The following is a 21076-nucleotide window of genomic DNA, read 5'->3' as shown; positions in this document are numbered from 1 at the left end:
CGGTTGTGTACCGGGGATCGGGGCTCGCGCCGTTGAGCACCCGCATGTCCTCCGGTCTCCGACGCCCAGTGCGCCCAGTGTGATTGCGCCCTACATGGATTCGAAGGCCCGGCCGAGTTCGGCCTCGACGTCGATGATCCGGGCACTGGTAACCTCTGGAGCCTCGATCCTGGCGGCCACATCGCGTGCGATGAATCGCTTGATCTCGTCGTCGACCTGCGCGACGAGCCGAATGATCTCACCCCGCAGATTGCGCGACGCGACTCCCACCGTCACATCCGCTGGACGAGGCGGGGTGACGTCGATGTGAAGTTCCAGGGGTTCGACCGCGCGGGCGGTGAGGGCGAGCTGCACCGACCCTTCGACGTCGTACCGGATGCGATCGACCTTGAGATCGACGAGCAGCCGGATCGACAGCGGAATGCGCACGGTGAAGGTGATCAGCTCGGAAATATCGCGGATGATCTGCGGCTCGTCGATGCTCACCCGGGCTTGGACCTTGGCGATCCCGCCGGGCCCCGACGGGATCGGTCCCACGTCGAAGGAGTCGCCGGTGATCGCAGAGAAGGCGCTCCCCACTCTTTTCTCGGTGACGGCCACCTCGAAGAAACGGCGGCCGAACTGTTCATACGTCAGCTCTGACATCTGTCCATCGTCGCAGATCCCGAGCGGTGGGGAGGTCGTCATGATCAAGCACCCCGATGCGCGTCGACCCGCGCGGCCGCATCCGGCCAGGCCGGTGGGCACTGGGCGCCCGCAATGGTCGCAACCTCGAAGTGCCACCACTCATTGTCGAAGGTGCGGCACAGGCCCCAGCGGGAGCCATTGACCTGCAGCCACCGAGCGCCGGCCCGTGGTCCGACGTCGATGGCATGACCCCCGACATGCGTCGACTCCGACGGCGGCAACGTCCACCGGCGAGCCTGCGCCGGACTGCCGTAGGTGGCGATCGCCTCATCCCACAGTTGTTGCTGCTGGGCCGGCGTCCGCGCGCCGGAGGTGATGTGCAGGGGGACGCCGTCGGCGCGGGCTGCCGCCGATGCCTGCGCATATGCGGTGCCGAGGACCGGATCGAGGCCACCAGTTCTCTCGTCCGCGAGTGCGTGCGGCGCGGAGGCCGACCAGGTAAGGACCACCGCGGCCGCGATCATCACCAAAACCATAGTTCGACGTGGGTTTGTGGGAGTCCCGAGAGCAAGAGTCACGACACCAGTAAAGCGGGTATTGACGATGGCGTCGATGACCAGGGTCGGAGGTACTCGGTTCCTGTGCCTTCTGCGACCCTCCGGCAGTGAGTTTCGCGGCAGGTATCGGGTCCCACGGCGGGAACCGACGCAATCCCGGACACTTCGTGCGTTCGCCACCGACTTCTCGTGGTCCTCGGTGTCTTGTCGGCGTTCGGATCTACGCTGAGAGAACCCCGACGATGAGGAGTTCTCGATGAGTGACTACGAAGTGAAGATGATCATCTTGTCCACCGACGATCTCGACGAGTCGATCAAGTTCTACGTCGACTCGCTTGGTATGACACTCAAGTTCCGCGACGGCGCGCATTTCGCGGCCCTCGACGGCGGACCGGTCACCCTGGCTCTGGCCACCGAGATCGATCATCCGATTCCCGGACAAGTCGTGGTCGGGATCAAGACCGCCGACGTCGACGCGGCTGCCAAGGCGATCGAGGCCAGCGGAGGCGGCATCGTCAAGGGCCCCTACGACGACGCGCACGAACGGCGCGCGGTGGTCTATGACAACAAGGGCAACGGGCTGGTGTTCTACAGCCCCCTCGCGCGCTGAGTTCGCGCGCGGTGACGTCGTCGGCCGGACCGCCGTGGCGTCACCGCGCATACACCTCGGACAGTTCAGTCGTGCACCACTGATTCAGTGGTTGCCGATTACTCGATTTCAGGAAGTCGTATACCGGAGTATCGTGCCGATCGTCGGTCTGGGAAACTCAAGTGCAATGTCCGGTCACCGACAAGGGGAAGACTCAATGGTTGACACGAACCGTCGTACTGCGACATCGCGTGGATCGCAGGACACCTCGACGAGATCTGGTTCCGGCCGTGACGGTGATCGACCGCACGGGCTGCAGTACATCAAGTACCACTACGGGGCGAAGCTCCCGGACTCGATGCGCGACTGGGTCTTCCACGATCTGACCGGACCGTATGCGACCCTGCGCATGGTCGCCTGGTGGGCCGTGCCCTGTGTGATCATCCTCGTGCCGATGTTGTTCGTGCCGGCCGACTGGCTGATCCGGGCCAACATGACCGTGCCCATCCTCATCCCTTACATCTTCTTCTCGGTCGCGCTCAACCGCGTCTACCGGCGTTACCGGTTGTCGCAGCACGGCTTCGATCCCGATCTGGTCTCCCGTCGTGAGAAGGAGAGGAACGCCGACGTGTACGCGGAGTACCACCGCAAGTACCGCGGGGCCGGCCGCTAGCCTCCAAACGCCCGGGAGTTCGGGTCAGATGAGCCGGTTCTTACCTGACGCGCGCCGGAGGTCGGAGAACGCACCGATCGAGGTCGACGTCGCCGTCGCCACCGGGCGACCACCGGCCGCCTCCGACTTCGACACCATCACCACATTGTCGATGTAGGGCTGGATGGTGCTGGTGTTCTGCACGGTCGCAACGATGATCAGCTGGAAGCCGAATTTGCGGAATGCCGAGAGCGCCTGCTGGGCGAACTGCGGGTCGGACTTGGAGAATGCCTCATCGAGCATCAACTGCGCGAAGATCGGTCGGTTGTCGTCGCCATGCGGGCTGGCGAGGTTGAAGCTCAATGCGCCGGCCAAGCAGAAGGCCATGAGCTTCTCCTGCTCGCCACCGGAATTGTCGCCGGCGTTGCTGTAGGTGCGGATCGTCTCCCCGGTCTCGGCGTCGTGCTCCTCACAGTAGAAGTCGAAACGGTTGCGGACGTCGAGCGCGTCGCGAGTCCACTGCCGGTCCTCCGGGGTCGCCCCCGCCAGGCGCTCGCGCAGCACGAGGATGTCGGCGTACTGCTCGAGGATGGCCTGCTCGTCGCCGAACGCGACGGCGGTCGACCGCCCCGCGATCTGACGCGCCCTTTCGGTGAGTTCGGCTGCGGCCCCGAGGTTCTTGCGTCCCGGTTGCAGGCGTAGCCGGGTGCCACGATTGAACGCGACCGCACCCAAGCCTGTGTTGACTCGCTCGATCTGCTCGACGATTCGGCGTTCCTCGGCGTCGGCGGCCATGTGCAGGTTGAGGATCGCACCCGGCGCCTGTTCGGTGATGAGCCGGCGCATCCGCTCGTAGGCCGCGGGTAGCTCCCGCTCGTCGATGCGGCGGCACAACGCGACGTAGTCATAGATGCGCTCGTCGAAATCGCTGCTGTCGTTCGGGATCTCGTCGGGAAACTCCTCGTCGTAGGTCGCGAGGATACGAGCCAGCTCGTCCCGCGAGCGGCGCGCATCGGCGCGCATCCGATCCCGGTCGCGCCCGACCGCCTTGATCAGTTCCTGTCGGTAGGGATCCGGTGCGAGCACATCGAGGGTGGCTGCAGAATCCTCACGGAACGTGTCGAGCGCGGCCTGTGCAGGACCGGAGATGTCCTCGGCTTTGAGGCGGTCGACGAGGTCGAGTAACTGCGTTCGGCGCTCGTCCTGGGTGGCGATCCGATCACGCACGAGGGCGGCCTGGGAGATCGCCGCGCGAACCTGCTCCCAGATCTCCTCGGCCTTGCGTTGCAGTGCCTCGACGTCGGGATGCTCTTCCATCAACAGTTCGTACTGCTCCGAGAGCCGCTCGGCGCGATCGTCAGCGGACTCGACGTCGATCTCACTCCACTGGGTGAACTGCTCGCACACAGTGCGATACAGGTCGCGGCGGCGTTGCTTGTCGGCCCGCTCGCGTTCGAGGACGGCGGTGGCCTCACGTGCCGCGGCATGGATGCTGTCCTCGTGATCGAGTTCCTCACCGAGCGCGGCGACCTTCGCGTCGACATTGCCGACGAAGATGTACTGCGAGGGCCGCAGTGCCTGCCGGTCGTCCTTGATCGCCAGCTTCGCGGAGTCCTTGCGCAGCCCGCGATCGGTGACCGCCTTGGCATGGTCGGCGAATTCGGCCGGATCGTCGACGCACACGTAATTGCCCAGCCGGGCGAGCAGCGTCAGGGCCTCGGTCGCGCTCGGGTGCTCCGGATCGACCAGACGCAGGGTCGCGGCCAGGGTGCCCGGGTCGGGCAGCACCGCCGTGCGGCGCTCGACATGATGCAACTGAATCCGCCCACGCATGTCGTGGGTGTTCACGAACCGCAGGGCGGCATGGAAATGGCGATCCGGCACCAGTAGTCGCAGACCGGCGTTGCGCAGCACTTTCTCCACCGCCGGGCGCCACCGCTCCTGAGCGGGGTCGAGTTCGACGAGTTCTGCGACATAACGCAATTCGGAGTCGTCGAGCTGCAATGCGTCGGCAATGACCCGGCGCATCTCGTGCTCGGCGCGCGGCAGCGCCGATCCGGCCTCGCGCACCCGGGTCAACTCGGCGGCGGCGGCGTCGCGACGGCTCCGTGCGGCGACCTCGGCGGCCAGCAGTTCGGCGTAGTGGCCCTTGCCGGCCTCGAGTTGGCCGTCAAGACGTGTCGCCTCCTCGATGAGGGATTCGCGTGTCTCCCAGAAGTCCTCGGCCGACTCGGGGATCTCCACATCGAGCGCCGACATCTTCGAGTCGAACGACGCCCGCCGCATCGACACCTCACTCGCCGCTTTGCCGGCCGCGGCGAGCTGCTCCTGCAGCGGCGCGAGATCGGCTGTGCTGGAGGAGATTCGCGACAGCAGATGGCTGTGATCCTGGCGCAGCTGATCGTGCTGAGCGGTCAGCGCGGCCAGATCGCCGTCGAGACGGGCGATCTGATCGTCGAGGTCAACGATCTCCGGCTCGGCGTTGCGGATCCGCAGGTTGGTCACATAGGCACGGATGGTCGCGCTGTCGATGGTGTCGAGCACCGAGAACTTCGCCGACTCGGTCGCATACCGTTCCTGAACGGCCTCGATGTTGCCGAGGATGGTGCGTTTGCGACGCGCGACATCCAGGAATTCGCGGGCCTCGACGAGCGGATCGATCTGTTCCAGAGCGTCCTTGATACCCGCGATACTGGTCGGCTCGTCGAGCATGAACTCACGGACGAACTGGGCCAGCCCTCCGACGCTCTTGAGCGACTTGGCCTTTCCCAACAACTGCTGGGCAGCATCGGAGCCACGGATGCCGATCAGCGAGTACAGCGACGCGAGGTACTTGCCCTCGCCGGGACCGCCCCGCCAACCACGCTCACGGAGCCGGGCCGCGTTGTGCCCGTTGCCCGCCCACTCGTTACAGGCATCCACGATGTCAGGGTCGCCGTCGGCGAGATAGTAGGCGCTGTGGGCGTCGGTCATCTTGCCCGCAGCGAGCCACTTGAGGACGAGGCCGGTGATCGACACGCCCGAGGTGGAGGTGTAGGTGACGGCGATGGCTGCCCACGCCGGCCCGGTGCCGCGCAGGTACATGATCTCGCGCGTCGAGTTTACGCCGTCGCGACGCTCGCCCCACGCTCCACGCACGTACTTGCCGACCGTACGCCGACCACTCGCCGATCCGGCCGCCGTGGCGTCACCGGAGGCGTTGAAGTTGCGCCGATGGTCGGGCAGGAAGGCCAGGGAGATGGCGTCCAGAAGCGAGGACTTGCCGCTGCCTGATGACCCGGTTACCAGAGAACCGTTGGCGCTGAATGGAATAGAGTGATACCCGTCGAAGACGCCCCAGTTGATCAGCTGTAGCCGCGACAGGTGGAACTGGTCGACACGATCGCTCACCAGTCATCTCCTTCATCGGTCTCGTCATCTGCCACGTCGTCATCCTCGGTGTCGTCAGCGAGGGTGTCGTGATCGCTGCCGGTGAGGTACCCCGAACCGTCGCCGTCACCGGATTCGGGCGCGGAGCGATCGAGCGTCTGCGCCTCGGCCTCCTCGCCGGCACCGATGAACTGCTCGAACTGGTGCTGCAGATCGGTGATCACCGATGCCGTCATGATCGCGGTGATCGCCGGGCTCACGGTGAAGGTGTCGGGGTCGTCGCGATGGCGGCGCAGCAACTCGAGCTCTTCGAGCTTGTCGATCGCCTTGTCGATGCGTTTGTCGAACAGCGCGAGGTCACGATCGATGGTGTTGGAGACGCCGGCGAACAGCTCGTGGATCTCCTCGTGGGTGATCAATACCTGGTCCTCGCGCGCGGCCCGCATGTGTTTGGCCAGGTGCAGGGCGAGGATCGCGTCATAGGCCTGAATCGTCTCGCGCTTGAGTAGTCTTCTGCCCCAACGGGAGTCGTAGCCTACCTGCTCGACGAAGGCCACCTCGAGTTCGGTGACCAGGCGCAGCCGCAGATCGAGTTCGGACAGACGGATGCGCAGGCAATTCTGGTATTCGACGATCCAGGACCACAGCTGGGGGGTGCGGTCGCCGCTGACGTAGCGGCGGGTGAGCAGGTTCTGCAACGCCCAGCAGGCGCGGTCGGGCATCGCCGAGACGTCCCCGTCGAAGCGCGGGACCTTCACTTCCTCGACGGCGGTCCGGCTCACCGCGGGCAGGTCGTCGTAGCCGTTGAACTCCTCGGTACTGAACTCTTTGGCGCTGAACCCCTTGGCGGGAAACCGTTCTGACTGTTCGGTCACAGGACGTCGACCTCCGCGGTGGGGATGGGTTCGGTGAAATGCAGGGCAGGAATCTCGATGAGACGGTCCTCGCCGTCGAGGGACCGGAATCGGATGGATTCGGTAGCCGCGGCATCGCCGGTGGCCGGCGATTGCCGTAACGCCCAGGACCACAACACGATCACGTGAGCGAGGTAGGGGTCGTCGAGGGAATCGATGACCTCGGACAACGCCACCGGACCGTCGACGACCGCGTTGTTGACCACCTCGGTGAGTTCGACGGTGTCGACCTGGCCGGCCAGCGAAACGAACGAATCGAGATCGGTCTCCCCTGTCGCGGGCACCGCCGGTTGCGGGGGTTCGGGGGTGCGGATCTCGAACGCGAGACGCCCGTTGGATGTCAGCGCGGGAGTGGCCAGCGGCAATTCGTAACCCAGCCGCCGATCGGCGAGAGAGATCGTGAGAAGTTCATTGGCGGTGGCCAGGGCGTCGTTGAGTTGGCGGGCGATTCCGCGACCCTGTTCGAGGGTTCCCGAGGCGACGAACCGGCGGATACGCCGCGCACAGCGACGACGGATCCGGCCGACCTCATCGATCTGCTGGGTGACCAGCACGAAGAAGTTGTCCATCACCGACCGCAAGCCCGGATCGATGGCGGGTAGATGCGCGGTGACGGTCTCGATGTCGGAGACCAGCCGGGCCCGCTGGGTCGGGTCGCCGATCATATGCGTGAACGCGTGATAGGACGCGCTCTGCGAAGATTCCAGCAAGGCCTCGTAGTCGTCGAACATCTGCCGCTGCCGGTCCCGATAGGCCAGATCGGAGTCATTCGGATCGTCGAGGAGCGCGGTGGTGATGCGGTCGAGCATGCTGCCGTACTGCCCGATGTCGGAGATGATCTGCTCCATCTGGTAGGCGATGGCGCGGGCCTCGTCCTCGGCGGCCCGCAGATCGGGTCGGCGCCGTCGACCGGCATCAAGGTCGGCGAGTTCGGCGTCGAGTTCCTCGATCTGATGGGTGAGGTCCTCACGGATGTAGCTCGGGTCGTCGCTGACCTGACCGGCCACGCGCCGCAAACCCGCCGCGATGGCGTTGATCGAGCCGGCGGTGGCCACCGAGTCCTCCCGGCGCAGCCGCCGCATGTAGTCGAGCACCGAGCGCGCCTCGGGGGTGAGATAACACAGGTTCTGGTTGACGACGACCGGGTCGGCCATCCGATGCAGCCAACCGTTCTTGGCCCACAGTTTGAGCAGATCCATGCCGTGGGGTTGGTCGCCGACGCCGAGCTCGGCCATATCGCGTTCGAGCCGGATCGCCAGATCGGTTTCCGACCGGCGCGCCCCGAAGTCGAGGTGGCGCTCCATCAACGTCACGTAGAGCGCGGAGTTGGTCGCGGCGAACAGCCGAACGGCTGCGGATCGTTGGATCGATCGGTTGGTCTCCCACGCCTGCATGAGCGTGGGCTCAGTCGCACTGTCCATCGCCGCCTCGTGGTTCGTCTCGGGTTCGGTTGCTTCTCGGGGTCGGGGTTGGTGGTCGGGCCGCCAGGTAGTCTCCCATGTCCGCCAACAGTGGCCCACGCCACGTCCGAGCCGTTGTGGACAACCCCGCCGACACGCCGAGGCGACCGGACGAGGAGATCCGCATGTCGCGAGGCGCCGAACTCCGGGGAAGGGACGTACGGGAAAGACGGTTCTCGTCACGATCGCTGCGAGAAGAGGGTGATCCACCGATGTCCGAGTTGCGCCTGGTGATGCCGCACCGGTTGTTCGAGTGACATCTGAACGCCGAGCCCGCACACGGTTCGTTCTCGTCGAGCACGATCTGCTGTTTCGCCGGTACCGCTTCCACCGGCAGAAGCTGATCCTGCATCGTGTGTCGATGCGCCGGTTCGCGCAGCGGCTGCGCCCGTCGTCGGTGCATCTCAAGGATGTCGTCGACGACTGGCTCGCCGCCGACGTGCGTGCTGCGCTGGCTGGCGCCGGGATCGACCTCGCTGCCGAGAACCGCAAGCCGCTCCCCCGCGGCTCGAGGTGCCGGTGCCGCGGTTTCCCGATCCGGACGAGCAGATCGCCACGGCCATCGAATGGGTCGAGGAGGAGTTCCCCGACAATCCCGGCGATGCGCGGGCGTTTCGGTGGGCTACCGACCACCGCGGGGCGTGCACGTTGTTCGAGGACTTTCTCGCCGAGCGATTCGTCGGCTTCGGCCCCTACGAGGACCCGATCAGCACCGCCAACCCATATCTCTTCCACGCCATGCTCACCCCCACTCTCAACATCGGTCTGCTGTCACCGCGGCCGGTGCTGCGCCGCGCACTCGAGGTCGGCGGGCAGGGCGAGATCGGACTCGCCGGGCTCGAGGGACTCGTCCGTCAGCTCATCGGGTGGCGCGAGTACATGCGGGCTACCTACGTGGTGCACGGTCGCACGATGCGGACCGCCGATCGGCTGGGGCACCGTCGCGCACTCGCGCCGGGCTGGTGGACCGGGCGGACCGGTCTCAAGCTGTCGACGGGTTCTGCGCCACGTCTTGGACTGCGGCTGGGCGCAACACATCGAGCGGCTGATGATCCTCGGTAATGCCATGTGTCTTTTACGAACCCATTTCGACGAGGTCCACCGGTGGTTCATGGAGATGTTCGTCGACGCCTACGACTGGGTGATGGTGCCCAACGTTTATGGGATGAGCCAGGTCGCTGCGGGCACCGCCATCACCACCAAGCCGTACGTCTCGGGCAGCAACTACCTGCGCAAGATGTCCGACCTTCGCAAGGGGCCGTGGTGCGCGGAGTGGGAAGGCCTGTACTGGACGTTCGTCGCCGATGATCGCGACGTTCTCGAACACAACCGCCGGTCGTCGTTCGCGGTCGCCTACCTCGAGCGCATGGAACCGTCAACCAGCGCCGCCCACCTACGCGCGGGCCGTCGGTGGCTGGACTGACCGATCGCGAACGGTCTCTCGGACCGCTGGGCGCACGTGCGGGTGCCACAATGGGGGCATGTTGCCGACCCTCGACCTCACCGCAGCCGAGACCGATGGGCAGGCCTTCAGGACCGCGCTGCGCGAGGCCGCCCACCAGCACGGGTTCTTCTACCTCGGCGGACACGGCATCGCGCCGGCGCAGATCGACGGGGTCCTACGACTCGCCCGCGAGTTCTTCGGGTTGCCAAACGCGGAAAAGGCGCGGATCTCCCAGCTGGACAGTCCGGCGTTCCGGGGCTATTCACGTCTCGGCGGTGAGTTGACGAACGGACTCGTCGACTGGCGCGAACAGATCGACATCGGCCCGGACCGGCCCGTCGTCGACGGTGCCCACGGATACTGGAATCTGCAGGGCCCCAATCTGTGGCCGCAGCGCCCCACCGGATTCCGTGAGGCATTCGAGGGGTGGATCGCCGCCGTATCGGAGGTGGGCGTACGCCTGCTGCGGCACTGGTCGGCCTCACTCGGAGCGCCGGCCGGGTACTTCGACGACGCGTTCACCGACCGTCCGGCCACCCTGCTGAAGGTGGTGCGTTATCCGGGCAGCGACGACCGGGACCAGGGCGTCGGTGCACACAAGGATTCCGGTGTCCTCACGCTGCTGCTGGTGGAGCCGGATTCCGAAGGGCTGCAAGTGGAAACGCTGGACGGTACCTGGGTCGACGTGCCGCCGAAGCCGGGCGCGTTCATCGTCAACATCGGCGAACTGCTCGAGGTGGCCACCGGCGGTTACCTGCGCGCGACCCGGCATCGGGTGCGCGCGCCGCGCCCCGGGACCGATCGCGTCTCGATCCCGTTCTTCCTGAATCCGGCGCTGGACGCCACGATCCCGATCATCGAGCTGCCGCCGGAGCTGGCGGCGTTGTCACGTGGTGTCGAGGCGGACCCGGACAATCCCATCTTCAGTACCTACGGCGAGAACGCCTGGAAGTCTCGGGTTCGTGCGCATCCCGATGTGGCACAACGACATCACGGGATCACTCCGCTCGGCCCGGCATCCGCCTACTGATCAGTCCGGTCTGATCAGTCCGGCCGTGCAAGCCATTCCGGCCGACACGAGCCGCGCGGAACCAGCACCGTGCGGTAGCGACCCGGCGTCTGGCTCATCCGAACCTGGTCGGTGACACCCTGATACGCCCCGAGCGGTGTGTCTGCGGCGAAGGTCTCGGGATCGAGATAGTGATGAGCGCCGTCGCCGACATCGGTGCCGGCGATCCCGTGGGCGTAACCACGATCGAACACACCCATCCCGATGATCCAGAGTGCAGCCCGGGTCAGTGACACATGCACCCGGTAGCTGCCGCCGTCGCGGGCGCGGCGGGTGAGGGCTTCGACGATTCCCGCGGTCAGCAACCACGACACGATGTAGTCGTTGACGACGAGAATCGGAGGGAGCTTGGGTGTGTCGCCCCCGCCCTCGAGCAGCATCATCCCGGTCAGGCTGCCCGCGGTCTGATCGAATCCGATCTGTGACGACCACGGGCCTTGCTCACCGTTGAGAGAGGCGGTGGCGTAGACGATCCCGCGATGTCCGTCGGCGGCGGCATCGGCGGACAGTCCGATCTTGTCGAGGTAGCCGGGTCGGCGGTTCGCGTAGAACACGTCGGCGTCGCCGAGCAGCCGACCAATCCGGGCGGCACCGTCGGCGCCGTAGGGATTGATCGTCGACGACCGTACGCCGACGTTGGCGGTGGCATAGGTCGCGTCGTGCTCGAGTTCGTCGGGGCGCCATACGTTGAGCACGTCAGCACCGTGCAGGGCCAGTGCCCGGCCGACCCCGGCACCGGCGATCACATGCCCCATGCCCAACGCCCGGATGCCGTCGAGGGGCTGGTCGGCCACTCCGGGCAGTGGGACAGGGTCGCCGTCGGCGATGCGGGTGATCTCGATGAGCGGCATGTCGGCGAGAACATCCCGATAGTGCGCTTCGTCGAGGAGTTCGGCGGTGGTGCGCAGCATCGGCAGGACGACACCCGCCTCGGTGGCGGCGGCCTCGAGTTCGGCGCCCTTCCAGCTTGCGATGGCTGACGCGACGGCATCCTTGTCGTCGGGTACCCCGAGGAGTCGCTGCGCGCCGACCTTGATCTTCGGATACGGGTTCAGCGGCATCATCCAACGGTCGTCACCGGTGCGGTAGAAGCGGAACCCCAGCGCGTTCGACGGATTCGACGGGGTGGCCGGCGGATAGCCGTTGAGTATCTCCCAGCGGCGATCATAGAACGGGCACAACCGATGTGGTGCGCTCCGCAGGTCCACGGCGATGTCCTGGCCGGGGCCACCGCGGACCTGCCACAGCTTGGCGACGGCGGCAGACTTGGCGGCGAGTGCGATGGCCGACGCGCCTCCGAGGCGCAAGGTACTCGGCACCACCGGGTCGGCGCCGTCGAAGGTGACCGTGCCGCCGGTGTCCTCGGCCGACATGCCGATGCCGCCCAGGACATCGGCGAGTTCTGTTGCGGGATCGAAGGAGTCGTCGGTGGCCGGCGCGGCGATGGCCGCGCGCAGTCGGTCGGTCAGGGTGGTCACACCAGCTCCTCGTGGTCGGCGGTGGTGAGGTCGGGGACGGTCGCGTCGGCGGTCAGCAGGTCGTCGGGGATCAGCACCTGACGCGAGCGCAGATACTCCCCGATCGCCTTGCCCACCTGGTCGATTCGCAGGTTCGCCGATCCGCCGGTGCCGAGCAGGCCCTTGAACACGAAGTGAATCGCCCGCAGATCGGGGAACTCGTGGCGCACCACGTCGATGTCCTTGGTCTCGGGGATCAGGCGGCGGATCTCGTCGGTGGACAGGAATCGCCGCAGCCACGGCCACACCCGCGGATCCGGGGTCCACACACCGACATTGGAGTTGCCGCCCTTGTCACCGCTGCGCGCGTGGACGACGGTGCCCAGCGGGGCGCGGGTCACCCGCTCGGGTAGCGGTGCCTCACCCGGTTCGGGATGCACGGGTTGGGGGGCCGTCTCGGTCGCGGGTGGCACGGTTGCGTCGATGACGGTGCCGTCGTCGAGGATCGCCCGGTGGTGCAGTGCACTCTGTGGGTGGAGGCCCGGCCAGTAGTCGACCCGGGGTTGGGGACGCGAATGCAGTCCGGCGGCACCGTCGTGGAAGTAGCCGGGGATACCCTGCAGGTACAGGCTGCCCAGGCGTGACCCCATCTCCGCGCGTGTCAGCGTTTCGGCATCGCCGGCGACCGCCATGACACGCAACGCCACCGTTGCCGCCCACTGGGATTCGGGTTCGTCGGCAGGCTCTCCGACCTGGGTGAGGTCAATCTGCACCCCGTCGGGAAGATCCCGGTTCAGTTGGTCGCGAATGAGGGCGATCTTCTCATCGACATGCGGTGAGGTAACGAACACCGTGTTGACCACGCTCGCGCCGACTGCGCCGAAGAGGGCGACCTTGGTGGTCGGTGGCGGCGGCGTTCCGGCCGCGCCGGACACGGTGACCCGATCGGGGCCGGCCTGATCGACCCGTACGTGGTCGAGGTGGACGGTGACATCGGGGTTGAGATAGATCGGGCCCTGGATCTCGTAGACGAGTTGAGCGGTGACGGTGTCGGCGGTGACCGCTCCCCCGTCACGGGCGTGTTTGGTGATGACGCAGGTGCCGTCGGCGGCGACCTCACCGATCGGGAAACCCGGCGTCGTGCGGTTGGGGATCTCGAGGAAGCCGGAGAAGTTCCCACCGACCGCATGAGCACCGCATTCGATGATGTGGCCGGCGACCACGGCGCCGGCCAACGCGTCCCAGTCGTCGGCGGACCAGTCATGCCACCAGGCCGCCGGACCGACGGTCAGTGACGCATCGGTGACGCGGCCGCAGACCACGATGTCGGCCCCGGCGCGCAACGCACCGGCGATTCCCCAGCCGCCGAGGTAGGCGTTGGCCGCGATCGGCTTGGCTGCCCAGGTGTCGAGCGGCGCACCCGAATCCAGGTTGTCGAAGCGATGACCGGCGGTCTGCAGGTCGGCGAGGTCGGCGAGGATGTTGTCGCCCTCGACGTGCGCGACGCTCAAAGTGACCCCGGCGTCGGCGAGTTCGGTCCGTAATGCCTCGGCGAGCCGGTCGGGTGCGAACCCGCCTGCATTGGTCACGACCTTGATGCCGCGCTCGGCGATCGTGGCCAGGTGCGGGCGCAGTTGACGTACGAAGTACTCGACGTATCCGCGGGAGGGGTCACGGTGGTGCACCGCCGACAGTGAGGCGAGGGTGATCTCGGCGAGATAGTCGCCCATCAGGACGTCGACGGGATCGCCGGCGATGGCCTCGTCGATGGCGGTCCGGCGGTCGCCGAGGTAGCCGGAGAAATTGGCGATGCGGATGGGTCGTCGCGCGGTCATCGATACGCTCCTTCGCGTTGTCTGCCTGGCATCGATCGGCCGTAGGCGGCCGATATCGGTGTTTCGCGTCGCCACCGACGCTATCGACATCGTCCGACGCCAACCACGACCGATTCGCGAACGGCGAGATGATCGTGGCGGTCATCGGCGCATCCGGCGGATGGCGATGGTTCGGTGTCCTATCGTGAAGGTCGTGGACCTGCCCCATCTGCGCTACTTCGTCGCCGTCGCCGAGGAGCGCAGCTTCACCCGAGCCGCCGCCCGGCTGCACATGGCGGCCTCGCCACTGAGCCAGCGCATCAAGGACCTCGAACGTGAGTTGGGTGCACCGCTGTTCATCCGCGCGCACCATCGGATCGACCTCACCGATGCCGGTGAGGCGCTGCTGCCCCGCGCCCGTGACATCCTCCACCAGGTGGACTCCTTACCCGTGGTCGTGGCCGACGCGCAGCGGCACACCCTGCGGCCGGCGGTGATCGGCATCGCGCCGGAGGTTTCGCCGACCGTGCGGGACAACGTTCTCGACACGCTCGCCGACCGCCACCCGGACATTGCCGCACAACTGCTGCCCGCGAGCACCGCACCGTTGCTGCGGGATCTGCGTGCCGGAGCGGTGGATGTCGCACTCGTCCACGGTCCCGTCGCCGGCGAGGGAATCGACAGCCTGCTCCTCGAACGCAGCCCGGTCGGTGTAGCTGTTGGCACCAAGATCTTTGGGGAACAACGGGATTCGATCTCTCTCGGCGAACTGTCGCACGTGCCGTTCGCCTCGATCAACCACGAGGCCGCACCCGAGATCTATCGCAACCTCGACCGGCTGCTCGACCGACACGGCGTCCGCAAGCGAATCACGTTGCCCGACGACAACTTCGCGGGCCTTGCGCATCTGGTTGCCAGTGGCCAGGCCTTCACCCTCATCTCACTCGGCGAGGGTATCGGTGGCCGGATGTTCGCCGGTGAGGCCGTGCAGGTCATCCCGCTGCGTGACACCCGCGCGCACATCAGCACGGTCGCGGCGTGGTCACATCGTCGTGCCGGGACCGAACCGCTGATCGCCGACCTCGTGGACGTGGTCAGCGCGCTGGGCTGAACGGGTCAGTCGACCAGGACGGGTCAGCCGATGAGACCGTCGCGTCGCGCCCGGTCGACGGCAGCGGTTCGTGAACGTACACCGAGTTTGGAAAAGATGTGCACGAGATGGGATTTGACTGTCATCTCGCTGAGCAGCAGACGTTTGGCAATCTCGCGGTTGCTGTGTCCGGCGGCGACCTCGACGAGCACGTCGATCTCGCGCGCGGTGAGCACCGCGTCGGCCGGCGTCCGCATCCGTGACATCAGGCGTGTGGCCACCATAGGCGACAACGCGCTTTCGCCGGCAGCTGCGGCGTGCACCGCGGCGATGAGTTCGGTGGGTGGGGTGTCCTTGAGTAGATAGCCCGACGCGCCGGCTTCGATGGCCGCGAGGATGTCGGCGTCGGTGTCGTGATTGGTGACCACCAGCACCCGGGGCGCCGGTCGCAGCGTCAGCAGTCGTCGGGTGGTCTCCACCCCGGACAAGCCCGGCCCGAGCCGCAGATCCATCAACACCACGTCGGGTACGGGAGCGGGCGGCGTGCACCGGGCGATCGCCTCCTCGCCGGTGGCGGCCTCCCCGACGACCCGGATGCCGTCCGACTCGGTGAGCAGCGCACGCAGACCGGCTCGCACGATCGCATGGTCGTCGGTAATCAGGACGCGGATCGGAGGCACCGAGGGCGACGACCTGGCGGTCGGTGGGGTCATCGGAGCCCGGCCTCGACCCGGAAGCCGACCGCAACGGAGGTGTGGCCGGGTTCAGAGACGACGTCGAGGTCGCCGCCGAGCTCGCGCACGCGTCGCCGCATCGTCGTCAAACCGAAGCCCGACGCGACGTCGGCGTCGAAACCCGCTCCGTCGTCGACGATGTCGAGATGGACCTCGTCGGAACTGTAGGTGAGCGTGACCCGCAGGACCCTCGCCCGCGCATGCTGCACAACATTGCCGATGGCGCTCTGTGCCACCCGCACCAGTGCCGCCTCGACCGGCATGGGCAGCCCGAACGGCTCGCCGTCCACGACGAGCCGGGTACTCAGACCGTGACCGCCCGCATCATCGGTCACCCGTTGTAGTGCCGCACTCAACGAGCGTCCGTCCAACGGTGCCGGCGTGAGTTCGTCGATGAGTCTTCTGGTCTCGGCGAGGGCGTCGGCGGCCGCGGTACGCGCGGTACGCAGCTCGGGCGAATGCCCACCGGCCCGCCGTTCGGCCGCGTAGATGAGCATCTGGATGCTCGACAGACTCTGTGACACCGTGTCGTGGATCTCGCCGGCAAGTCGCTCCCGTTCCCGCGCCCGCCCCACTTCCCGCTGTTCGTCGGCGAGTTCGGCGCGGGTGGCGAGCAGTTCGTCGATGAGGAGTTGCCGGCTGCGTACCTCGTCGAAGAGTCGTTGATAGCCGGCCGAGATCACCACCGCCACCGCGGCCCCGAGGATCGGCCCGATCGCCGCGGCGACCGACCAGCCGTTGTGCATCCCGAAACCCACCACCGCGGCCCCCGTTGACATCGCGACACATACGGTGCCCCAACGCATCCCGGCCAGATGCAAGTAGAGGAAGAACATCACGAACACCAGGTACACGGCCTCGCCGCTGACGGATAGGCATCCCAACCACACGAGGCTCAGCGCCGCGAGCCACCACCACCCGGCACGGCTCGAGCGCACCAGCACCACGCCCGAGGCATAGATCGCGAACCACAGTGCGGCCAGTGTCATCGCCGCCACCGACGTCGCGCCGCCGCTGCCCACCGCGCGGACCGCGACCACTACCGCGAGCACTGCGGCCATGGTGTGCAGGGCCGCGCGCAGGGCGGTGAAAACCGGGGCCAACGGTGAGGAGTGCATGTCGACCCAGTGTATCGGCGGTGCGCGGCCGCGCATCCATCGAAAGTGCGAGTCGCCGGTGCCGAACGATGCACCTCGTGACCCTCCAACTCTCGACGCGCCGCATCCCCGATGCCCGCCACACTGGCAACCGAACACTGAAAGGACCCTCCATGTTCATCGCCATTCGTGATCTCCGAAGAGCCAGAGGACGATTCGCGCTCATCACCCTGGTGGTGGTGCTGGTGTCGGTGCTCGTCACCTTCCTGGGCGGACTCACCGCGGGATTGCGCCACCAGAACATTTCCGCCCTGCAATCACTGCCCGGTTCGACGATCGTCTTCGCCGACACCGGGTCCGCGCCCTCCTTCGATCAGTCGGTGCTGACCACCTCGCAGATCGAGATCTGGCAACACCGTGCCGAAGACGTGGTACCCGTGGGTATCTCGCGAGATCGCGCGACCTCGACCACGCATGCCGATCCGATGCCGGTGGCGCTCTTCGGCCTCGGCGGAAAGGACCGCCCGGTCGTCGGCACCGTCGACGTCGCAGCGCCGATCGCCGCGTCTCTCGGGGTCCGTGGAGGCCAGACCATCGGAGTCGGCGGGCGGACGATGACCGTCGGACGAATCGTCGGTGACGAGTGGTACGCCCACACCCCGGTCATCTACCTGCCCATCGACACGTGGCGCGACCTGGCACCACAGTCCGGCGCCGCGACAGTACTCGCGGTGACACCGCGTGTGGGTACCGATACGCAGTCCGTGGCCGCCTCGAGTGGCACCACCATCCGCTCCGGGTCCGATGCGCTGTCGGCGTTGGCGTCCTACAGCGCCGAGAACTCGTCGCTGACACTGATGACGGTGATGTTGTTGCTGATCTCAGCACTGGTCATCGGCGCGTTCTTCACCGTGTGGACCGTGCAACGCGTCCCCGACATCGCGATACTCAAGGCACTGGGGGCGAGCACCGCCTCCTTGGTGCGCGACGCCCTCGGCCAGGCCGTGCTCATTCTGGTCGTGGGGTGCGGACTCGGCGTGGCGCTTGCCGTCGGCGGCGGCGCCCTGCTGGGTTCGATTCCGTTCGTCGTGACCGCCTCCACCACCGTGTTGCCCGCGCTGGCCACAATCGGGCTCGGCGTCCTCGGCGCCTGCGCGGCACTGCGCTTCCTCATCACCACCGATCCCCTCACCGCACTCGGGAGCAACCGATGACCACACCACGACGCACTCCGATCCTGACGCTGGAGCACGTGACGATGACCTATGCCGACGGCACCGGCCACCTCACCGCCCTCGACGACGTGAACGCAACCTTCGACTCCGGAACGATCAGTGCCGTCATCGGTCCGTCGGGATCCGGGAAATCCAGTTTGCTCGCCGTGGCCGGAGCGCTACGCCGTCCCGACAGTGGCCGCGTTCTCCTATCCACAGGCACCTCGCCCACTCTGGAAAGTAGTTACGGGACAGTCGATCTGGCCCAATTGAGCGCTGGTGCGGCCACCAGAGTGCGCCGCGGGCGAATCGGTCTGGTCTTCCAGCAGCCCAATCTGTTGCCGTCGCTGACCGTCCTCGAGCAACTTCAGGCGACCGCGCACCTCGGACAAACCCGGATAGTCGGCGCAGCACGGCGCCGCGCCACCACGGCTCGGGCGCGCGACCTGCTGGCTGCCGTTGGTCTGGACGGTATGGCACACCGGCTCCCCGCCCACCTCTCCGGTGGCCAGCGTCAACGGGTCAACATCGCGCGGGCATTGATGAACGAACCCGGTCTCCTGCTCGTCGACGAGCCCACCTCGGCCCTCGATACCGAACGCGGGGCCCAGGTGCTCTCGATGCTGATCGACCTCACCGCCACCGCGGATACCGCAACGATTCTGGTCACCCACGATCGGACGCACCTCGCGCGCATGAACGCCGTGTACCGAATGGTCGACGGCAACCTGTCCCCCAGTGACGCTGGACATACCGATAGCAGGCGGTCTACTGTCGGGCCCCACATAGTCAATTAATTGCCCCAGGAGCCGTGATCGAATGCACCCGTTTCGCAAGGCGGTCGAGAACCGGGATTTGGCAGCCGTCGATGAGCTTCTCGCCGAGAACGTGACCTTCATCAGTCCGGTCGCCTTTGCGCCCTATCGGGGCAAACCGATCACCGCAGCCATCCTGCGTGGCGTGCTCCGGGTGTTCGAGGACTTCCGTTACGTCACGGAGTTCGGTGCGCCCGGAGCGCCCGATCATGCCCTGGTGTTCGAGGCGACCGTGAACGGTAAGGTGATCACCGGCTGCGACTTTCTCCATCTCGACGCCGACGGCAGGATCGACGAGTTGATGGTGATGGTCCGACCGTTGTCCGGGGCCACCGCGCTCGCCGAGGCGATGGGCGCGCAGTTGGACCGGATTCGCGCCGAGGCCGAAAGCGGAGCGACGACCGAGAGCAGATAGGGTGTGTCTCCGTCAGTGCGGCGGCTCGGTGTGGTCGAGGCGCGCGGACAGGACGTCGGCCGCACGGCGACACCACGCCGCATTCTCGCGCTCGAAGGCGATGCCGCGTAGCCCCGTGAGATACGGTCCCACGCGTGGACTCTCGGCCAGGTACCGGTCCTCGGACATCTCCCCGCGCATCGTCGCGAGCAGCGATTCGATCAGCTCGGCCTTGGCCAACGCGTGCGCCCGACGGGCATGCAGGGTCTCGATGAGGGTGGCCGCCTCGCCGACATCGCACGCCCGCACCTTGACCAGCAGATCGTCGCGCAAGAATGTGGGTTTGGATGCGGCCGAGACGAAGTCGACGAGTGCGGCACGCCCGGCGTCGCTCAGGGTGAAGACGCGCTTGGTGGGTCGGCCCCGCTGGATCACCTCGCGACCACGAATCAGACCGTCGGCCTCCAGGCGTGACAGTTCGGCATACAACTGCTGCCGCGTCGCGAACCAGAAGCTCGCGACGGCCACGTCGAAGGTCTTGGCCAGCTGATATCCACTGGCGCCGTCGTCGAGGAGTTCGGCGAGGATCGCGTGACGCAACGACATGCACCCAGAGTAATCAAAAAATTGCCTCTATTGGGTATTGAGCCGGGCACCGTCGGGGGATACCGTCGAGGAACGCGCCTCTCGTCCACGATGGTCGCGCCTCACGCGCCGCGAAGGAGAACGATGAAACTCGGACTGCAGCTGGGATATTGGGGTGCGCAGCCGGCACCGACTCACCACGAACTCGTGCGCGCCGCCGAGGAATCCGGGTTCGACGCGGTCTTCACCGCCGAGGCGTGGGGCTCGGATGCCTACACCCCGCTGGCCTGGTGGGGCGCTTCGACGCAGCGGATGCGGTTGGGCACCTCAGTCGTGCAGCTCTCGGCGCGCACACCCACTGCCTGCGCGATGGCCGCCCTGACCCTCGACCATCTCTCCGGCGGTCGGCACATCGTCGGCCTCGGTGTGTCGGGTCCGCAGGTGGTCGAGGGCTGGTACGGGCAAAAATTCGAGAAGCCGCTGGGACGCACCCGTGAATACGTCGACATTATGCGGCAGGTATGGGCGAGGCAGGCGCCGGTGGTCAGCGACGGTCCGCACTATCGGCTGCCCTACACCGGGCCCGGTGCGACCGGACTGGGCAAGCCGCTCAAGCCGATCGTTCACCCGCTGCGGGCCGACATCCCGGTGATGCTCGGCGCCGAAGGACCCAAGAACATCGCCCTTGCCGCGGAGATCGCCGACGGCTGGTTGCCGTTGTTCTACACGCCACGGATGGCCGACACCTACAACGCGTGGCTCGACGAGGGTTTTGCCCGGCCTGGTGCGCGCCGCAGTCGGGAAGACTTCGAGATCTGCGCGACCGCCCAGATCGTCATCACCGACGACCGCGACGCCTCCTATGCCGCGATCAAACCGTTCCTGGCTCTCTACATGGGCGGAATGGGCAGCGAGGACACCAACTTCCACGCTGAGGTCTACCGGCGCATGGGCTACGGCGAGGTCGTCGACGAGGTCACGTCGCTGTTCCGGTCCGGGCGCAAGGACGACGCCGCGGCGATCATCCCTGACGAGGTGGTCGACGATTCGGCGATCGTCGGCGATGTGGATCATGTCCGGGAACAGATCGCGGTCTGGGAGAAGGCAGGCGTCACCACGATGTTGGTCTCGCCGGGCAGTGTCGAGGAGGTACGCCGTCTGGCGTCGCTGGTCGCTGAGACCGCGTAGGGAGTAG

At 66.7% G+C, this 21076-nt stretch carries 20 protein-coding genes and 1 pseudogene; 11 read left to right on the top strand and 10 right to left on the bottom strand.

The window, feature by feature from the left end; genetic code table 11:
- Positions 1 to 90: 90 nt before the first annotated feature.
- Both EF294_RS01835 and EF294_RS01830 read right to left on the bottom strand, forming a co-directional pair.
- Positions 91 to 645: a hypothetical protein gene (locus tag EF294_RS01835; RefSeq protein WP_123925338.1), complete on the bottom strand. Its 555-nt coding sequence runs from the start codon at positions 643 to 645 to the stop codon at positions 91 to 93.
- Positions 646 to 689: 44 nt separating this feature from the next.
- Positions 690 to 1163, bottom strand: coding sequence for a M15 family metallopeptidase (locus EF294_RS01830; RefSeq protein WP_123925294.1), 474 nt, complete (start codon positions 1161 to 1163; stop codon positions 690 to 692).
- A gap of 277 nt (positions 1164 to 1440) precedes the next feature.
- Between EF294_RS01830 and EF294_RS01825 the strand changes: the two genes are divergently transcribed.
- Both EF294_RS01825 and EF294_RS01820 read left to right on the top strand, forming a co-directional pair.
- Positions 1441 to 1794, top strand: coding sequence for a VOC family protein (locus tag EF294_RS01825; RefSeq protein WP_123925293.1), 354 nt, complete (start codon positions 1441 to 1443; stop codon positions 1792 to 1794).
- Between the two features lie 196 nt (positions 1795 to 1990).
- Positions 1991 to 2446, top strand: coding sequence for a DUF5313 domain-containing protein (locus EF294_RS01820; RefSeq protein WP_123925292.1), 456 nt, complete (start codon positions 1991 to 1993; stop codon positions 2444 to 2446).
- A 24-nt stretch (positions 2447 to 2470) separates the two neighbouring features.
- On the opposite strand, the gene EF294_RS01815 is transcribed toward EF294_RS01820, so the two are convergent.
- The 3 genes from EF294_RS01815 to EF294_RS01805 are packed head-to-tail and all read right to left on the bottom strand — an operon-like array spanning position 2471 to position 8129.
- Complete coding sequence (locus EF294_RS01815) at positions 2471 to 5815, bottom strand: ATP-binding protein (protein WP_123925291.1); 3345 nt, start codon at positions 5813 to 5815, stop codon at positions 2471 to 2473.
- Positions 5812 to 6669 carry a DUF4194 domain-containing protein gene (locus EF294_RS01810; RefSeq protein WP_123925290.1) on the bottom strand — a complete coding sequence of 286 codons (858 nt, stop codon included), beginning with the start codon at positions 6667 to 6669 and terminating at the stop codon, positions 5812 to 5814. Before EF294_RS01810 ends, EF294_RS01815 begins: the two co-directional genes overlap by 4 nt.
- Positions 6666 to 8129: a DUF3375 domain-containing protein gene (locus EF294_RS01805; protein ID WP_123925289.1), complete on the bottom strand. Its 1464-nt coding sequence runs from the start codon at positions 8127 to 8129 to the stop codon at positions 6666 to 6668. The genes EF294_RS01810 and EF294_RS01805 overlap by 4 nt, the downstream gene beginning before the upstream one ends.
- Positions 8130 to 8421: 292 nt before the next feature.
- On the opposite strand from EF294_RS01805, the pseudogene EF294_RS21765 reads away from it, so the two are divergent.
- From EF294_RS21765 to EF294_RS01795, 4 genes and pseudogenes are all read left to right on the top strand, one after another.
- Positions 8422 to 8511: pseudogene (locus tag EF294_RS21765) on the top strand (hypothetical protein); the annotation flags it as partial.
- Between the two features lie 176 nt (positions 8512 to 8687).
- The gene (locus EF294_RS21760; RefSeq protein WP_246007609.1) at positions 8688 to 9230 is read left to right on the top strand and encodes a cryptochrome/photolyase family protein; all 543 of its coding nucleotides are present in this window, start codon (positions 8688 to 8690) and stop codon (positions 9228 to 9230) included.
- A gap of 4 nt (positions 9231 to 9234) precedes the next feature.
- Complete coding sequence (locus EF294_RS21755; RefSeq protein WP_246007622.1) at positions 9235 to 9591, top strand: cryptochrome/photolyase family protein; 357 nt, start codon at positions 9235 to 9237, stop codon at positions 9589 to 9591.
- Between the two features lie 58 nt (positions 9592 to 9649).
- Positions 9650 to 10642, top strand: coding sequence for an isopenicillin N synthase family dioxygenase (locus tag EF294_RS01795; protein WP_123925288.1), 993 nt, complete (start codon positions 9650 to 9652; stop codon positions 10640 to 10642).
- Between the two features lie 14 nt (positions 10643 to 10656).
- On the opposite strand, the gene EF294_RS01790 is transcribed toward EF294_RS01795, so the two are convergent.
- Positions 10657 to 12159 (bottom strand): CoA transferase, encoded by a 1503-nt coding sequence (locus EF294_RS01790; RefSeq protein WP_123925287.1) that lies wholly within the window; start codon positions 12157 to 12159, stop codon positions 10657 to 10659.
- Positions 12156 to 13973: an acyclic terpene utilization AtuA family protein gene (locus EF294_RS01785; protein ID WP_123925286.1), complete on the bottom strand. Its 1818-nt coding sequence runs from the start codon at positions 13971 to 13973 to the stop codon at positions 12156 to 12158. The genes EF294_RS01790 and EF294_RS01785 overlap by 4 nt, the downstream gene beginning before the upstream one ends.
- Positions 13974 to 14166: 193 nt before the next feature.
- Between EF294_RS01785 and EF294_RS01780 the strand changes: the two genes are divergently transcribed.
- Positions 14167 to 15063 carry a LysR family transcriptional regulator gene (locus tag EF294_RS01780; RefSeq protein WP_246007608.1) on the top strand — a complete coding sequence of 299 codons (897 nt, stop codon included), beginning with the start codon at positions 14167 to 14169 and terminating at the stop codon, positions 15061 to 15063.
- 23 nt (positions 15064 to 15086) lie between these two features.
- Here the strand turns inward: EF294_RS01780 and EF294_RS01775 are convergent, their stop codons facing one another.
- Positions 15087 to 15755, bottom strand: a complete 669-nt coding sequence (locus EF294_RS01775; RefSeq protein WP_123925284.1) for a response regulator — start codon at positions 15753 to 15755, stop codon at positions 15087 to 15089.
- Positions 15752 to 16894, bottom strand: coding sequence for a sensor histidine kinase (locus EF294_RS01770; RefSeq protein WP_185090900.1), 1143 nt, complete (start codon positions 16892 to 16894; stop codon positions 15752 to 15754). Before EF294_RS01770 ends, EF294_RS01775 begins: the two co-directional genes overlap by 4 nt.
- A 152-nt stretch (positions 16895 to 17046) precedes the next feature.
- On the opposite strand from EF294_RS01770, the gene EF294_RS01765 reads away from it, so the two are divergent.
- Genes EF294_RS01765 through EF294_RS01755 form a run of 3 tightly spaced genes read left to right on the top strand, consistent with a single transcriptional unit; the run spans position 17047 to position 19317 of the window.
- Positions 17047 to 18087: an ABC transporter permease gene (locus tag EF294_RS01765; RefSeq protein WP_123925282.1), complete on the top strand. Its 1041-nt coding sequence runs from the start codon at positions 17047 to 17049 to the stop codon at positions 18085 to 18087.
- Positions 18084 to 18884, top strand: a complete 801-nt coding sequence (locus EF294_RS01760; RefSeq protein WP_123925281.1) for an ABC transporter ATP-binding protein — start codon at positions 18084 to 18086, stop codon at positions 18882 to 18884. Before EF294_RS01765 ends, EF294_RS01760 begins: the two co-directional genes overlap by 4 nt.
- Positions 18885 to 18906: 22 nt before the next feature.
- Positions 18907 to 19317 (top strand): nuclear transport factor 2 family protein, encoded by a 411-nt coding sequence (locus EF294_RS01755; RefSeq protein WP_123925280.1) that lies wholly within the window; start codon positions 18907 to 18909, stop codon positions 19315 to 19317.
- Positions 19318 to 19329: 12 nt separating this feature from the next.
- Here the strand turns inward: EF294_RS01755 and EF294_RS01750 are convergent, their stop codons facing one another.
- The gene (locus tag EF294_RS01750; protein ID WP_123925279.1) at positions 19330 to 19902 is read right to left on the bottom strand and encodes a PadR family transcriptional regulator; all 573 of its coding nucleotides are present in this window, start codon (positions 19900 to 19902) and stop codon (positions 19330 to 19332) included.
- 123 nt (positions 19903 to 20025) lie between these two features.
- On the opposite strand from EF294_RS01750, the gene EF294_RS01745 reads away from it, so the two are divergent.
- Complete coding sequence (locus EF294_RS01745; RefSeq protein ID WP_123925278.1) at positions 20026 to 21069, top strand: LLM class F420-dependent oxidoreductase; 1044 nt, start codon at positions 20026 to 20028, stop codon at positions 21067 to 21069.
- The last annotated feature ends 7 nt before the right edge of the window (positions 21070 to 21076 follow it).

The organism is Gordonia oryzae (genome assembly GCF_003797185.1).
GTDB lineage: Bacteria > Actinomycetota > Actinomycetes > Mycobacteriales > Mycobacteriaceae > Gordonia > Gordonia oryzae.
This window is presented reverse-complemented; position numbering and strand designations above follow the sequence as displayed.